The organism is Mesorhizobium sp. M7A.F.Ca.US.007.01.2.1 (genome assembly GCF_003998165.1).
Lineage (GTDB): Bacteria > Pseudomonadota > Alphaproteobacteria > Rhizobiales > Rhizobiaceae > Mesorhizobium > Mesorhizobium ciceri.
This window is the reverse complement of record NZ_RZQP01000157.1, coordinates 1-14,796: the sequence shown is the minus strand read 5'-3', so window position 1 is coordinate 14,796 and position 14,796 is coordinate 1. Positions and strand designations below refer to the sequence as shown.

The following is a 14,796-nucleotide window of genomic DNA, read 5'->3' as shown; positions in this document are numbered from 1 at the left end:
CGTCAGCGGTGTCTGCTCGGACGGTTTGAAGACGACGGCGTTGCCGCCGGCGATCGCCGGCGGCAACACCGTCGTCTTCAAACCGTCCGAGCAGACACCGCTGACGGCGCTGAAGCTGGCAAAAATCCTTGCGGACATCCTGCCCGAAGGCGTCGTCAATGTCGTGCTCGGCCGCGGCGACAGCGTCGGCAACACGCTGATCAATCATCCCAAGGTCAACATGATCTCGATCACCGGCGATGTCGCCACCGGCAAGAAGGTGCTGCAGGCGGCCGCCAAGTCGGTCAAGCGCACCCATCTCGAGCTCGGCGGCAAGGCGCCGGTCATCGTCTTCGACGACGCCGACCTCGGCGCCGTGGTCAACGGCCTGCGTGCCTTCGGCTATTACAATGCCGGCCAGGACTGCACCGCCGCCTGCCGCATCTACGCCGGCAAGAAGATCTACGACAAGCTCGTCGCCGATCTCTCCTCGGCCGTCTCGACCATCAAGTACGACCGCCCCGACGATACCGAAAACGAAATCGGCCCGCTGATCTCGCGCCGCCAGCGCGACCGCGTCTCGAGCTTCGTCGAGCGCGCCTCGGAACTGAAACACATCGAGATCACCACCGGCGGCAAGCCGGGCGAGGGCTCCGGCTTCTATTACCAGCCGACCGTCGTCGCCGGCGCGCTGCAGGAAGATGAGATCGTGCGCCGCGAAGTGTTCGGCCCGGTCGTCTCGGTTACTCGTTTTTCGGAAGTCGACGAGGCGGTGAACTGGGCCAATGACAGCGACTACGGCCTGGCGTCATCCGTATGGACCAAGGATGTCTCGCGCGCCATGGCGACGGCCGCCCGCCTGCAATATGGCTGCACCTGGATCAACACCCACTTCATGCTGACCAACGAGATGCCGCATGGCGGGTTGAAGCAGTCCGGCTACGGCAAGGACATGTCGCTCTACGCACTGGAGGATTACACCGCCGTGCGGCATGTGATGGTTGCGCATGGCTAGTTTTGCCTTGTCCCCTTGTGGGAGAAGGTGGATCGGCGCGTAGCGCCGAGACGGATGAGGGGTGTTCCAGCTTGACGCCAGCTTACCCCTCACCCGGGTTGCCAACCGATTTGTGAAGGACAAATCGGGGCAATCCGACCTCTCCCACAAGAGGAGAGGTAAGACCGCAGACCACTACTCCACGATGCGATAGATATTCCACAGGCTGGTGCCAGACACGACATAGGGCTCGATCTCCTTGCCCCATTTCGCGTGCGCGTCGATCTTGCCGATCTTGGCGAAGAACGCCTCCAACTGGGCCAGGCTTTCGACCTGGTGATGGGACTCGACCGTCGCCTCCCGCGCGCCGATCGAACCGGTCATGATCTGGAATTCCAGCTCGTCGAGGCCGACCTGTGACCCGATCTCGCGTTCCCATTTCTTCAACAGGTCGAGCACGGTCTGCTTGTGTCCGAACTTGGCGTCGATCTGCCATCTGGCGCTGAACATCGTCTTCTCCTCCAGGTTGCGGCCCAGGCCGCGGTTGATCCACGGTTGTTGATCTACTCGTCCCAGGCCTGCACGACGGTCTGTCTTGCGATCCGACCGTTCTTCAGCTCCAGCATCGCTGCGCAGAACACCTTGGTGCCGTCCGGATAGGCGCAGGCCTGGGTGAAGGCGAGGCTGTCGCCGTCGGCGATGGTGGTGTCGACCTTGTGGGTCATCGCCCGGCTGCAGATGTCGTCCCAGAATGTGGTGATCGCCGCGCGCCCGCGGATTTCACGCGGCTTGCTCGGCGGGTTGTTGCGGTCGATCACCCGCACCAGCGCGTCTTCGGCATAGAAGCTCGACAGCATCTTGCCGTCACGGGTTTCGATCGCCTTCTTGATCGCGGCGCCGTCCACTGTTTGGGTCTTGGTCAGCATTTCATCCTCCATTGGCCCGTCTTCCGACCGGGCGGTTGATGGTCGATGTGCCGTCCGGCGCTCATCGCCGGGCAGTGGTTCTTACTGCGACTTCGCCTTGACGGCCGCGAATACGTCGTCGGTCTGCTTCTTGAAGGTCGTCAGATCGACCTGGCTGCCGTTGAGCATCGTCGACCAATGGCGCACGATGGCGGACATCGCCACCGCCTCCTTGATCTCCTCGTCGCTGGCGCCGTTGAGCTTGGCCGCCTCGGTGTGGAAATAGATGCAGTACTGGCATGGGATCTGCGCCGCGACGGCGAGGCCCAAAAGTTCCTTGGTCTTGCCGTCAAGCGCCGTCTTCGGGTTGAGCTGCACGCCCTTAATCTCGGCCCAGGCGCCGGCGACGGCCACATCCGGCAGGGTCTTGAACATGTCCGGCACCGAGCCGAGCGTTGCCTCGATGTCCTTGTAGGCGGCCGCCGCGGACGCGTCCTCGGCCTTTGCGGGAGAGATGGCGAACAACGCGCCAACGCTTGCAGCGATCACAAGCAATTTGAGTGTCCGGTTCGACTTCAGCATTTCCTCCTCCGTTCGCAGCGCCTTTTCCAGCGACATCCGCCTAGCCTGCGTGGAGAGAATTGATAGCGCTTACCCGCCCATGGCCGCTTCGCCCGAAAGCGCCATGGCTCTCATGGCCCGTGCGGGCCAGGGTGCCTGGCCGAAAACGCCGCCGCCGCCGCCCGCGACGGCAGATCCAGCTTGAGCAGTATGTTGGCGACATGGCGCTTGACCGTGTGTTCGCTCAGCCGCAATTCGGCGGCGATCGCGGCATTGCTCTTGCCGTCGGCGACGAGGCTCACCACCTCGCTTTCGCGCGCCGTCAATGCGGCCGGCTCGGCGGTCTTGGGTTTGGGCCGGCAGGCGGGTTCCAGATGCTGTTCGGACGTCGCATGGACCAGCGCCAGCGGCTGCTCCAGCTCGTCGACACTGATGCGCCCGGCGTCGGTGAAATGCAGGCCCGACCCAGCCGCCAGATCGGCGATCAGACGCGACGCGATAATGTCGCCGCGGCCGGCATGGGCGGCCAGTTGCATTGCCACCCGCGCCGTCGTCCCAACGGGTGGACCGCGCACTTCGATCTCGCCGACATGCGCCCCTTGTGCGCTTGCCACGCCGATTTCCTGCGCCGCCTCGCGCAGCGCTGCCGCGCAGCGTATGGCGCGTGCCGGGCCGTCGAAGCGCGAAATCATCAACTCGCCATGCAGGCCCACAGAGCGCCCGCCATGGCGCCCGACCAGCAGCCGCCAGGTTTCCTGGAAGCGTTGGCTGCGTTCGCTCCACATCCGGTCGCCGAGCCGTGCCGTGTCGTAGATGCGTGTCACCAGCAGTGCGGCCAGCACGCGGTCTACTTCGCCCACGGCGCGTTCGCCGGTCAGGAATTCCTCGATCAGGTCGGCCACCCCATCGACATCGCCGGTCCAGATCGGATGGTCGCGTCCGGGAATCTCGACCAGTCGGGCGCCGGGGATCTTCTGTGCAAGGAAGCGGCTGGCGTCGGGGTCGACCCGCGCATCGTTGCGGCGATGGATTACAAGCGTCGGCGCGCTGATCACGCTCAGGATATGGCGGATGTCGACGTCGGCGTTCATGCGCGCCAGCGCCGCCGCCGCCGTCGGGCTCGCCGACAATCGTTCGAAACGTGCCCACCACTGGGCGAAATGCGCGTCGTCGACCCGGCTCGGCGCGAAATGGGGCAGCGTGGCGCCAGTGCCCCAGGCTGTCTCCGCCATCTCGATGAAAGCGTCGAGGCGTTCGGGCGACATCACCCATTTGTGGAAATGCGCATAGCCGCCATAGAGCGCCAGCGCCCGTGTCCGCTCCGGATAGGTGGCGGCGAACAGCATTGCCATCGGCGCGCCTTCGGAGGAGCCGAGCAGCGCCGCACGGCCGCTGCCAGCGGCGTCCATTACCGCGCGCACATCGTCTATCCGCGTCTCGAGACTGGGCAGGTTATGCGCGTCGACACGGTCGGACAGGCCGGTGCCGCGCTTGTCGAACAGGATCAGCCGAGAGAACGCCGAAAGCCGCTTCAAGAGCCTGGTGTAGCCCTCGTCTTCCCAGTGCAGGTCGAGGTTGGAAATGAAGCCCGGCACGAAGACGAGATCGAACGATCCCTGCCCGACCACCTGATAGGCGATCCGCACATCGCCGCTACAGGCGTATCGCGTCTCGATCGGCCTCACGAGATTTCCACCCCGGCCTGACGATTTCTGGTCGTCAAACCATAGCAGAACAGCGCAGATTGCGGCAGCTTAAACTTTAGCGATTGTGAATGTAAGTTGGCGCGGCTTGGCGGCTATTCCTGCGAGGCGGCGACGTCGGCAGGGGAGGGCTTGAGCCCGAGTTTGAGGTCGGCCGCAGCCGGCGTGATCGGTCGCTTGATCCTGGCGGAGGCGGCCACCACCAACTCGTTGAAGTTCCCGGTGCCGTCGTCCAGCATTTCGAAGAACTGCCGCCGCATCCTCGGCTCCCAGAACTTGTTGATGTGCTCGGCGACGCCGGCAATGCCTTCCTCGCGCGGCTTGGAATGGAAGAAGTCGGCGATCTGGTTTGCCATGCGCACCAGCTTCTCGGCAGTGCTCATAATGTGTTCTTCGTCATGCGACATGCTTGGCAACTCCGCAAATCACCCGGTCGGGGTGGGTGAAAATATCAAAATCGTCGCCGCGAACCAGCGCCACCAGCGTCATGCCGGACTCTTGCGCCGTGCGGATGGCAAGGGCGGTCGGCGCCGAGACGGCGATGATGAAGGCCGAACCGATAGAAGCCGTCTTCTGCACCATTTCGACCGAAACCCTGGATGTCACCACGACAGCACCGGATGCGCCCTCGATGCCGGCTTTGGCCAGCGCACCCGCCAGCTTGTCGAGCGCATTGTGACGGCCGACATCTTCGCGCGCCATGACGATGCCCTTGCCGGGCACATAGAAGCCGGCGGCGTGCACGGCTCCGGTCTCGGTGTGCAGCGGCTGCACTTTCGACAAAAGCTTGACCGAACGGACAATATCGTTGGCATCAAGCGTAAGCTTTGACACACCAACCGCATCGACCGAACGCATCGCTTCCTCGATCGATTCGATGCCGCAGAGCCCGCAGCCGACCGGACCCGCGAGCCTTCGCCGCCGCGCTTCGAAGCGCGTGTTGGCTCGGTCCTTCAGCCGGATCTGGATGTCGATGCCGGCGCCATGGTCCTCGACCTCGATGGTTTCGATCTCCTCCGGCGCAGCTACAATGCCCTCGGTCAGCGAGAAGCCAAGCGCGAAATCCTCGAAATCGGCCGGGCTTGCCATCATCACCGCATGCGTGGTGCCGGCAAAGGAGAACGCCACCGGCGTCTCTTCCGGCACCATGCGGTTCGCCGTAGCAGTGCCGCTGGCGCGGTGCGCCAGCCGCGATACCTGCGTCGTGGCTTTGCGCCGCGCGCTCAAGGCTACTCCGCCGCCTGCAAAGACGCGATGCGCCGGCTCTGCTTGGCTTGCTCGTCATAGTCGCGCTGCCATTCCGACGGCCCATTGGAGGCGCCGACCTGCACCGCCGTCACCTTGTATTCCGGGCAGTTGGTCGCCCAGTCGGAGAAGTCGGTGGTGATCACGTTGGCCTGCGTGTCCGGATGGTGGAACGTCGTGTAGACCACGCCGGGCGACACCCGGTCGGTGATCAGCGCGCGCAGCGTCGTCTCGCCCGAGCGGCTGGTCAGCCGGACCCAGTCGCCGTCGCGCAAGCCGCGGTTCTCGGCATCGTGCGGATGAATCTCCAGCCGGTCCTCCGAATGCCACATGCTGTTATCGGTGCGCCTGGTCTGCGCGCCGACATTGTACTGCGACAGGATGCGGCCGGTGGTGAGCAGCAGCGGGAAGCGCGGCCCCGTCCTTTCGTCCGTCGCCACATATTCGGTACGGATGAACTTGCCCTTGCCGCGCACGAACCCGTCGATATGCATGATCGGGGTGCCGAGCGGCGCCTTCTCGTTGCAGGGCCATTGCACGGACCCGACACGGTCGAGCAGCTCGAAGGAGACGCCGGCGAAGCTCGGCGTGGTCATCGCGATCTCGTCCATGATTTCGGAGGGATGCTTATAGTTCCAGTCCAGCCCGATCGCGCGGGCAAGCTCCTGCGTCGCCTCCCAATCGGCGTAGCGCGCCTTCGGCTCAAGAACCTTGCGCACCATGTTGATGCGGCGCTCGGCGTTGGTGAAGGTGCCGTCCTTCTCCAGGAAGGTCGAGCCCGGCAGGAAGACATGGGCGTAGTTCGCCGTCTCGTTGAGGAAGAGGTCGTGCACGACGACGCATTCCATCGCGGCAAGGCCGGCTGCGACATGCTTGGTGTCGGGATCGGACTGCAGAATGTCTTCGCCCTGGATGTAGATGCCCTTGAAGCTGCCGTCGACGGCGGCGTCCAGCATGTTGGGGATGCGCAGGCCGGGTTCGTCGTCCAGCTTCACGCCCCACAAGGTCTCGTAGATATCGCGCACGGCTTCGCCGGAGATGTGGCGATAACCGGGCAGCTCATGCGGGAACGAGCCCATGTCGCAGGAGCCCTGCACGTTGTTCTGGCCGCGCAGCGGGTTCACGCCGACGCCGGGCCGGCCGATATTGCCGGTGGCCATGGCGAGATTGGCGATTGCCATCACAGTGGTCGAACCCTGGCTGTGTTCCGTCACGCCCAGGCCGTAATAGATCGCGCCGTTGCCGCCGGTGGCGTAGAGACGCGCAGCCCCGCGGATCAGCTCGGGATCGACGCCGGACAATTTGCCGACGGTTTCGGGGCTGTTTTCCGGCAAGGCGACGAACGATGCCCAATCCTGGAACTCCGTCCAGTCGCAACGTTCGCGGATGAAGGCTTCGTCGAACAAGCCCTCGGTGACGATCACATGCGCCAGCGCCGTCAGCACGGCCACATTGGTGCCGGGCTTCAGCGGCAGGTGGTAATCCGCTTCGATATGGGCCGACTTGACCATCTCGGTGCGGCGCGGATCGAGCACGATCAGCTTGGCGCCCTGGCGCAGCCGCTTCTTGAGCCGCGAGGCGAACACCGGGTGAGCGGAAGCCGGATTGGCGCCGATGATGACGGCGACATCGGTGAAGTCGACGGAATCGAAATCCTGCGTGCCGGCAGACGTGCCATATGTCTGGCCGAGCCCGTAGCCCGTCGGCGAATGGCAGACGCGTGCGCAGGTGTCGACATTGTTGTTGCGGAAACCCTGCCGCACCATCTTCTGGACGAGGTAGGTTTCCTCATTGGTGCAGCGCGACGAGGTGATGCCGCCGATCGCGGTGCGTCCGTACTGGTACTGGATGCGGCGGAATTCCTTGGCGGTATGGGCGATCGCCTCTTCCCAGCTTACTTCGCGCCACGGATCGGTGACCTTTTCGCGGATCATCGGCGACAGGATGCGGTCCTTGTGGGTGGCGTAGCCATAGGCGAAACGGCCCTTCACGCAGGAATGGCCGTGGTTCGCCTTGCCCTCCTTGTAGGGCATCATGCGAACGACTTCGTCACCCTTCACCTCGGCCTTGAACGAGCAGCCGACGCCGCAATAGGCGCAGGTGGTGACGGCCGAGCGCTCCGGCAGGCCCTTGGCAAGCACCGTCTTCTCACGCAGCGCATCGGTCGGGCAGGCCTGGACGCAGGCGCCGCAGGACACGCATTCCGAATCGATGAACGCCTCGTGCATTCCCGCCGAAACCCGGGATTCGAAGCCGCGTCCCTCAATGGTCAGCGCAAACGTGCCCTGCACTTCTTCGCACGCCCGCACGCAGCGCGAGCAGACGATGCATTGCGAGGCATCATAGGTGAAATAGGGGTTGGATTCGTCGCGGGCGATGTAATCGACTGCCAGCGAGCCATGGCCGGGCGCCACGCCACCTTCCGGCTTGACGTGGTTGCGGCCCTCGATGCCGTAGCGGTTCTCGGTCAGGCCGATCGACTTCGCCACCGCGTCGAACTCGCTGGCGCCGGTTCCGGCCTGTTCGTTCCAGCCGGTCGGATGGTCGGAGACGTAGAGCTCCATGACGCCACGGCGAATGGCATCGAGCCGCTCGGTCTGCGTGCGCACGATCATGCCTTCGCCGACAGGCGTCGTGCAGGATGCCGGCGTGCCGCCGCGTCCTTCGATCTCCACAAGGCAGACACGGCACGAACCGAAGGAGTCCAGCATGTCGGTGGCGCAGAGCTTCGGGATTTCGACCCCGCCCTCCATCGCGGCACGCATGATCGAGGTGCCTTCCGGCACGGTGATGCTGCGCCCGTCGACGTTCAGCGTGACCTGCTTCTGCGCCTTCGATTGCGGGGTTCCGTAGTCGATCTCTTCGACGAGGGATGGGAAGTCGGCCTTGATGTTCATCTGCCAGCTCCTATTCGGCAGCCACGCGCACGGGCGCGGGCTTGAAGTCGTCGGGGAAATGGGTGATCGAGCTCATCACAGGGTAGGGCGTGAAGCCGCCCAGCGCGCAGAGCGAGCCGAATTTCATCGTGTTGCAGAGGTCGGTGACCAGAGCGAGGTTGTTCTCCGGCTCGATGCCCGCGGCGAGTTTGTCGATGGTCTCGACACCGCGCGTCGAGCCGATGCGGCAGGGCGTGCACTTGCCGCAGCTTTCGATGGCGCAGAATTCCATGGCGAAGCGCGCCTGTTTCAGCATGTCGGCGGTGTCGTCGAACACCACGATACCGGCATGGCCGATCAGCCCGTCCTTGGCCGCGAAGGCTTCATAGTCGAATGGCGTGTCGAACAGCGCGCGCGGGAAATAGGCGCCGAGCGGTCCGCCGACCTGCACTGCCTTGACCGGCCGGCCGGTGGCCGTGCCGCCGCCGATCTCGTCGACGATCTCGCCAAGCGTCATGCCGAAAGCGGCTTCGAACAGCCCTGCAAATTTGACATTGCCGGCGATCTGGACCGGGATCGTGCCGCGCGAGCGGCCCATGCCGAAATCCTTGTAGAAGGCCGCACCCTTGTCCATGATGACGGGCACAGAGGCTAGGCTGATGACGTTGTTGATCACCGTCGGCTTGCCGAACAGCCCCTTATGTGCCGGCAGAGGCGGCTTTGCCCGCACCATGCCGCGCTTGCCCTCGAGCGAATCGAGCAGCGCCGTCTCTTCGCCGCAGACATAGGCGCCGGCGCCGACCCGGATCTCCATGTCGAACGCGTGAGGGGAACCCAGCACGCTGGCGCCAAGAACGCCGGCCTTGCGGGCGATCTCGACGGCCTTGTTCATCGCCGCCACCGCATGCGGATATTCCGAGCGGACATAGACGAAGCCCTTGGTCGCGCCCGTGGCTATACCGGCGATCGTCATGCCTTCGATCAGCACGAAGGGATCGCCCTCCATGATCATGCGGTCGGCGAAAGTGCCGGAGTCGCCTTCATCGGCGTTGCAGACGATGTATTTGCGGTCGCCTGCTGTATCGAGCACCGTCTTCCATTTGATGCCGGTCGGGAAGCCGGCGCCGCCGCGTCCGCGCAGGCCCGATTCGGTCACCTCTGCGACGATGGCGGCAGGCGTCAGCGCCAGCGCGTTCATCAGTCCATTCAACCCGCCATGTTTTTTGTAGGATTCGAGCGACAGCGGATCCGTGACGCCGCAGCGCGCGAAAGTCAGCCGCGTCTGCTTGGCCAGGAAGGGGATCTTGTCCGGCGCGCCCAGCCAGCGTTTATGATGGCCGCCGGTAAGGAAGCCGCTGTCGAACAGGCTTTTGACGTCGGACGGTTTGACCGGCCCGTAGGCGATGCGGCCGTTGGCTGTAGCGACTTCGACCATCGGTTCGAGGAAATAGGCGCCGCGCGAACCATTGCGCACGATCTTGGCCTCGATGCCGCGCTCGGCGAGTTCGCCGGCGATCGCCTTGGCGACCTTTTCGGCACCAAGCGCCAGCGCACCGGAATCGCCGGGAATGTAGATACGCGGGATCATGAGCGCACCTCTGCAACGATCTCGTCGAGCTTCTCGTCATCGAGCCGTCCGATCACCTCGCCATCGAGCATGGCGGCGGGCGAACAGGCGCACAGGCCGAGACAGTAGACCGGCTCCAGCGTCACCGAACCGTCGCGGGTCGTTTCATGAAAGCCGATGCCCAGCAGTTGCTTCAGCTTGGCGGCGATGGCATCCGACCCCATGGACTGGCAGGATTCCGCCTGGCAGAGCTTCAACACATGCCGGCCTGCCGGATGGCTTCGGTAATCGTGATAGAAGCTGACGACGCCGTGCACCTCGGCCCTGGAAATGTTCAGCGCCTCGGCGATGACCGGCAGCGCATCCTTGGGCACATGGCCGAACTCTTCCTGGATGCCGTGGAGGATCGGCAGCAAAGGGCCTTCGAGCCCCTTCATCTCCTGGATGATCGCGGCCGTGCGCGACGTAATCTCGGTACTTGCAGGCTGCATTGTCATGCAGCGCCCTCCCTATCGTAGCGACCCACGCATATCGGCCAAAAGCATCAAGCTGTTTTGGAACAACGACATGCGCGTGCCGCTTTATCGCTAAGTGCTTAAGAAACCAGAGAAAACCTCTGAAATCAATAAAGCGGTTTCGTTGTACGATAGAAATCTTCTATCGTTCCGTTTGACTAACCCTGTCTAGCGGAACGGTTGGCATGGAAATCGTCCGCCAGCGCCATTGCCTCGTCCAGCAGCGCCGAGACCAAAGGTGTGTGCGGTTCGCGCGGTGTCGCCACCAGGCCGACCGTGTGGCTGGCGTCTGGTTCGATGATTGGAATGGCCCGGATCGGTTCGGAAAAGCCGAATGTTTCCGCAAGGTTGAGCGGCATGATCGACGACCATTTGCCGGTGCGGATGTGCGAAAACAGCACGATCATCGAATTGGATTCCAGCGTCGGTCGCACCTGCACGCCGGCTTCGGCCAGATGCTGGTCGATGATGCGGCGGTTCTGCATGTCCGGCGTCAACAGGCACAGCGGCAGGCTTGAGAGCTCCGCCCATGTCACTTTGTCGCGGTCGGAATAGGGATTTCCCATCGCGGTGATCAGTTGGTAGCGCTCGTCATAGAGCGGCACGCTGGTCACCCGCCCCAGCGGCTCGTTGTCGAGATAGGTGATGCCGGCATCGATGTCGAAATTGCCGAGCAGCGACAGCACCTCGATCGAAGTCCGCGACAGCACCGAAAAGGTGACGCCGGGATGCTTTTCGCGAAATGGCGTCGTCAGCCGCGGCAGCATGGCGAGCGCCGTCGGGATGGCGGCGATGCGGATACGGCCCGAAAGTCCGTGGCGCGCCGCGCGCATTTCCTCGCGCATGGTCCTGGTGTCGCCGACGATGCGGCGTGCCCACACCAGCACCTGTTTTCCCTCCGGCGTCAGCCCCTGGAAGCGTGAGCCGCGCAGAACCAGCATGACGCCAAGCTGGCCTTCCAACTGCTTGATGCCGGCCGACAGCGTCGGCTGCGTGACGCCGCACACCTCCGCCGCCCGGCCGAAATGCTCCTCCCTGGCGAGCGCGATGAAGAATTCCAGCTTGTCGATCATGTGATCTTTCCGGTCGTTCGCTGCAAGGTCGGGGAAATTGTGCTCTACCGCAAGCGCCACGCACAATTGCCCTGCATCCACACCTTTAAGCCGGCTACCTGTTTCCCGCGGCTGAATGCGGCGCTATGTGGATGAAACTGGGAGATCGACCATGCTGGGCTGGTTCCGCAAGCTTTTGCCGCGCGAAGATCGCTTCTTCGACCTGTTCGAACGACATTCCCGCACCGTGGTCGGCGGCGCCGAGGCGCTGGAGCAGCTTCTCCAGGGCAGGGATATCGATCTCTGGTGCCAGAAAATCATCGATCTCGAAGATGAGGCCGACCACATCACCGCGGAAGTCCTGCTGGCTGTACGGCGCTCCTTCATCACGCCTTTCGATCGCGGCGACATCAAGGACCTGATCCAGTCGATGGATGACGCCATCGATATGATGCACAAGACGGTCAAGACGGTGAAGCTGTTCGAGCGCAAGGAGTTCGATCCGCTGATGCAGGAAATGGGTGGCGTCATCGTCGCCGCCGCCAAGCTGGTGGCCGAGGCGATCCCGCTGCTCAACAAGGTCGCAACGCATACTGTGCGCCTCAACGCCATCGCCGAAGAGGTGATGCGCGTCGAAAGCCGGGCCGACGACCTGCACGAGCAAGGGCTGAAGGATCTCTTCAGGAAGCACGGCAGCAGCGATCCGATGGCCTATATGATCGGAAGCGAGATTTATGGCCAACTGGAAAAGGTGGTCGACCGCTTCGAGGACGTCGCCAACGAGATCAGCGGCATCGTCATTGAGAATGTCTAGGTGATGGAAGCAACCATTGCCTTTCCCGTGCTGGCCGGCCTCGTCGCCGTCGCACTGTTCTTCGACTTTCTCAACGGCCTGCACGACGCCGCCAATTCCATCGCCACCATCGTTTCCACCCGCGTGCTGCGGCCGCAATATGCGGTGCTGTGGGCGGCATTCTTCAATTTCATCGCCTTCATGTTCTTCGGCCTCCACGTTGCTGAGACCGTAGGCAAAGGCATCGTCGACGTCAGCATCGTCACCCCGGCGGTGATCTTTGCAGCCCTGGTCGGCGCCATCGTCTGGAACATCGTCACCTGGATCGCCGGCATCCCTTCGAGCAGCTCGCATGCGCTGATCGGCGGCCTGGTCGGCGCCGGTGTTGCGAAGGCAGGCGTGGGCGCCATCGTTTGGACCGGGCTTGGCAAGACGGTCGCGGCAATCGTCTTGTCGCCAGCGACGGGCTTTATCCTGGCGCTCGTCCTGGTTCTCGTCGTCTCGTGGCTCTTCGTGCGCCAGACGCCGTTTGCGGTCGACAGCACCTTCCGCGTCATGCAGTTCTTTTCCGCCTCGCTCTATTCCCTCGGGCACGGCGGCAATGACGCCCAGAAGACCATGGGCATCATCGCCGTGCTGCTCTATTCGCAAGGCATGCTCGGCGCGACTTTCTACGTGCCGCTGTGGGTGGTCCTCACTTGCCAGTCGGCACTGGCGCTCGGCACCCTGTTCGGCGGCTGGCGCATCGTCCACACCATGGGCTCGAAGATAACCCGGCTGAACCCGATGCAGGGTTTTTGCGCCGAAACCGGTGGGGCGATCACGCTGTTTGCGGCGACCTGGCTCGGCGTTCCCGTATCGACCACCCACACCATCACCGGCGCCATCATCGGCGTCGGCGCCGCCCGCCGCGTCTCGGCCGTGCGCTGGGGCATTGCCGGCAACATCGTCATCGCCTGGATCGTTACCTTGCCGGCCACCGCTTTGATTTCGGCGCTCACCTACCTCGCGGTTGGCCTGGCGAGGTGAGGTGAAGAAATCTACCTGTCCACAAGGTTCAGGATGTTGCCGTCTGGATCCTTGAACCAGGCAACCTTCATTCCGTAACCGACGTGGAGATCGCCCTCCAGCGTCAAGCCCGGCATCTGATAGTGCTCGAAGGCGACGCCCTTCGACTTCAGCTCCTTGACGATGTTGCCGATCTCGTCGCCAACCATCCAGGTCACCGCTGTCGCCTTGTTGGTTCCGGCAAATTGGGAATGATAGACGTTGAGGGTGGTATCGCCGCTTTTGTACACGATCAGTTCGCCCCCCTCATCCTGCACCTGTTTCAGGCCAAGCGTTCCTTCGTAGAAAGCCTTGGCCTTTGCCAGATCGCTTACCGCCAGATTTGCCGTTGCGTTGCTGTTTGCGAGCATAATCGCCTCCTTCTCGGCTTGTCGGTCCCGTGCTGGTCGTTGAAATAGGTCGCCGCGATCGTTTGGCGACTGTCGGCTGGATTGATTGCTGGCCGCATCGGCGCTCGCTTATCTGGAGGACGTTTGGCGCGGATGAAATCCGGCAGGACCCGCCGGTTTTTCAGGCACGCCATGACAGCCATTGCTCCACGGCTTGGTTCTGTCCGGAAACTGCATTATCTCAGGTGCAAGCTGCATCTCAGGCGCAAGCTGCGTAAGGAAAAACTGCCATGTCCGTCACCAAGGAAATCGTCACCGAGCGTCTGAAGACGGTCAACGGACCGGATTTCACCGGCAACATCGTCGACCTCGGCATGGTTTCGGAAATTTTCATCGCCGACGGGAAGGTCTTCTTCTCGATTACCGTTCCCGCCGCCCGCGCCCAGGAAATGGAGCCGCTGCGCGCCGCTGCCGAGCGTGTCGTCAAGGCGATCCCCGGTGTCGCCGGCGCCGTCGTCGCGCTGACGGCCGAGAAGAAGGGCGGCGGCATGGAGGCGCCGGTTCCGTCGCGCCCCGCACCCAGGCCCGTTCCGCCGGCTGCGCCCGCTGCCGCCGCGCCGCGTGCGGCTCCGCACGCGCCGGCCTCGCACAGCTCGGGCAAGCGTGGCGTACCCGGTATCGAGGGGATCATTGCCGTTGCTTCCGGCAAGGGCGGCGTCGGCAAGTCGACCACCGCCGTCAACATCGCGCTCGGCCTCGCCGCCAACGGCCTGCGCGTCGGCGTGCTCGATGCCGACATCTACGGCCCGTCCATGCCAAGGCTGCTCAACATCCACGGCCGGCCGCAGACCGTCGACGGCAAGATCCTGAAACCGATGGAGAATTACGGCCTGAAGGTGATGTCGATGGGTTTCCTCGTCGACGAGGAAACGCCGATGATCTGGCGTGGCCCGATGGTGATGTCGGCACTGACGCAGATGCTGCGTGAAGTCGAATGGGGCCGTCTCGACGTGCTCGTCGTCGACATGCCGCCCGGCACCGGCGACGCGCAGCTGACCATGGCCCAGCAGGTGCCGCTGGCTGGCGCCGTCATCGTCTCGACGCCGCAGGACTTGGCCCTGATCGACGCGCGAAAAGGCCTCAACATGTTCAAGAAGGTCGACGTGCCGCTGCTCGGCATCGTCGAGAACATGAGCTATTTCATCGCCC

15 protein-coding genes are annotated in these 14,796 nt (G+C 63.6%); 4 read left to right on the top strand and 11 right to left on the bottom strand.

Going from position 1 to position 14,796, the window contains the following annotated elements; all coding sequences use genetic code 11:
• On the top strand, window positions 1-994 hold a 994-nt coding region (locus EN949_RS24015; RefSeq protein ID WP_127371797.1), incomplete at its 5' end, for an aldehyde dehydrogenase family protein.
• Window positions 995-1,168: 174 nt separating this feature from the next.
• On the opposite strand, the gene EN949_RS24010 is transcribed toward EN949_RS24015, so the two are convergent.
• The 10 genes from EN949_RS24010 to EN949_RS23965 all read right to left on the bottom strand — a co-directional run bounded on the left by EN949_RS24010 (window position 1,169) and on the right by EN949_RS23965 (window position 11,418).
• A complete protein-coding gene (locus EN949_RS24010; RefSeq protein WP_013528019.1) occupies window positions 1,169-1,483 on the bottom strand; it encodes a hypothetical protein in 315 nt (104 codons plus the stop codon).
• Window positions 1,484-1,536: 53 nt separating this feature from the next.
• Window positions 1,537-1,899, bottom strand: a complete 363-nt coding sequence (locus EN949_RS24005) for a nuclear transport factor 2 family protein (protein ID WP_024503372.1) — start codon at window positions 1,897-1,899, stop codon at window positions 1,537-1,539.
• 81 nt (window positions 1,900-1,980) lie between these two features.
• Window positions 1,981-2,460, bottom strand: coding sequence for a carboxymuconolactone decarboxylase family protein (locus EN949_RS24000; protein WP_013528017.1), 480 nt, complete (start codon window positions 2,458-2,460; stop codon window positions 1,981-1,983).
• Window positions 2,461-2,570: 110 nt separating this feature from the next.
• Window positions 2,571-4,124 carry an alpha/beta fold hydrolase gene (locus tag EN949_RS23995; RefSeq protein WP_024503373.1) on the bottom strand — a complete coding sequence of 518 codons (1,554 nt, stop codon included), beginning with the start codon at window positions 4,122-4,124 and terminating at the stop codon, window positions 2,571-2,573.
• A gap of 113 nt (window positions 4,125-4,237) precedes the next feature.
• The gene (locus EN949_RS23990) at window positions 4,238-4,549 is read right to left on the bottom strand and encodes a formate dehydrogenase subunit delta (RefSeq protein ID WP_013528015.1); all 312 of its coding nucleotides are present in this window, start codon (window positions 4,547-4,549) and stop codon (window positions 4,238-4,240) included.
• The gene (fdhD, locus tag EN949_RS23985) at window positions 4,539-5,369 is read right to left on the bottom strand and encodes a formate dehydrogenase accessory sulfurtransferase FdhD (protein WP_024503374.1); all 831 of its coding nucleotides are present in this window, start codon (window positions 5,367-5,369) and stop codon (window positions 4,539-4,541) included. Before fdhD ends, EN949_RS23990 begins: the two co-directional genes overlap by 11 nt.
• A 2-nt stretch (window positions 5,370-5,371) precedes the next feature.
• The gene (gene fdhF / locus EN949_RS23980; RefSeq protein ID WP_024503375.1) at window positions 5,372-8,284 is read right to left on the bottom strand and encodes a formate dehydrogenase subunit alpha; all 2,913 of its coding nucleotides are present in this window, start codon (window positions 8,282-8,284) and stop codon (window positions 5,372-5,374) included.
• A 10-nt stretch (window positions 8,285-8,294) separates the two neighbouring features.
• Entirely contained in the window at window positions 8,295-9,851 is a 1,557-nt protein-coding gene (locus EN949_RS23975; protein WP_127365782.1) for an NADH-quinone oxidoreductase subunit NuoF, read from the bottom strand.
• Window positions 9,848-10,327 carry a formate dehydrogenase subunit gamma gene (locus tag EN949_RS23970; RefSeq protein WP_023811689.1) on the bottom strand — a complete coding sequence of 160 codons (480 nt, stop codon included), beginning with the start codon at window positions 10,325-10,327 and terminating at the stop codon, window positions 9,848-9,850. Before EN949_RS23970 ends, EN949_RS23975 begins: the two co-directional genes overlap by 4 nt.
• Before the next feature lie 176 nt (window positions 10,328-10,503).
• Entirely contained in the window at window positions 10,504-11,418 is a 915-nt protein-coding gene (locus EN949_RS23965; protein ID WP_013528010.1) for a LysR family transcriptional regulator, read from the bottom strand.
• Between the two features lie 151 nt (window positions 11,419-11,569).
• Here EN949_RS23965 and EN949_RS23960 point away from each other — a divergent pair, with 151 nt between their 5' ends.
• Together EN949_RS23960 and EN949_RS23955 are read left to right on the top strand one after the other, a co-directional pair.
• Window positions 11,570-12,211 carry a DUF47 domain-containing protein gene (locus tag EN949_RS23960; protein ID WP_013528009.1) on the top strand — a complete coding sequence of 214 codons (642 nt, stop codon included), beginning with the start codon at window positions 11,570-11,572 and terminating at the stop codon, window positions 12,209-12,211.
• A gap of 3 nt (window positions 12,212-12,214) precedes the next feature.
• Window positions 12,215-13,219 carry an inorganic phosphate transporter gene (locus EN949_RS23955; RefSeq protein WP_013528008.1) on the top strand — a complete coding sequence of 335 codons (1,005 nt, stop codon included), beginning with the start codon at window positions 12,215-12,217 and terminating at the stop codon, window positions 13,217-13,219.
• Between the two features lie 11 nt (window positions 13,220-13,230).
• On the opposite strand, the gene EN949_RS23950 is transcribed toward EN949_RS23955, so the two are convergent.
• Entirely contained in the window at window positions 13,231-13,608 is a 378-nt protein-coding gene (locus tag EN949_RS23950) for a VOC family protein (protein ID WP_063169927.1), read from the bottom strand.
• A 269-nt stretch (window positions 13,609-13,877) separates the two neighbouring features.
• Here EN949_RS23950 and EN949_RS23945 point away from each other — a divergent pair.
• Window positions 13,878-14,796, top strand: a 919-nt coding sequence (locus EN949_RS23945) for an Mrp/NBP35 family ATP-binding protein (RefSeq protein ID WP_164782538.1), incomplete at its 3' end; no start/stop codon positions are given.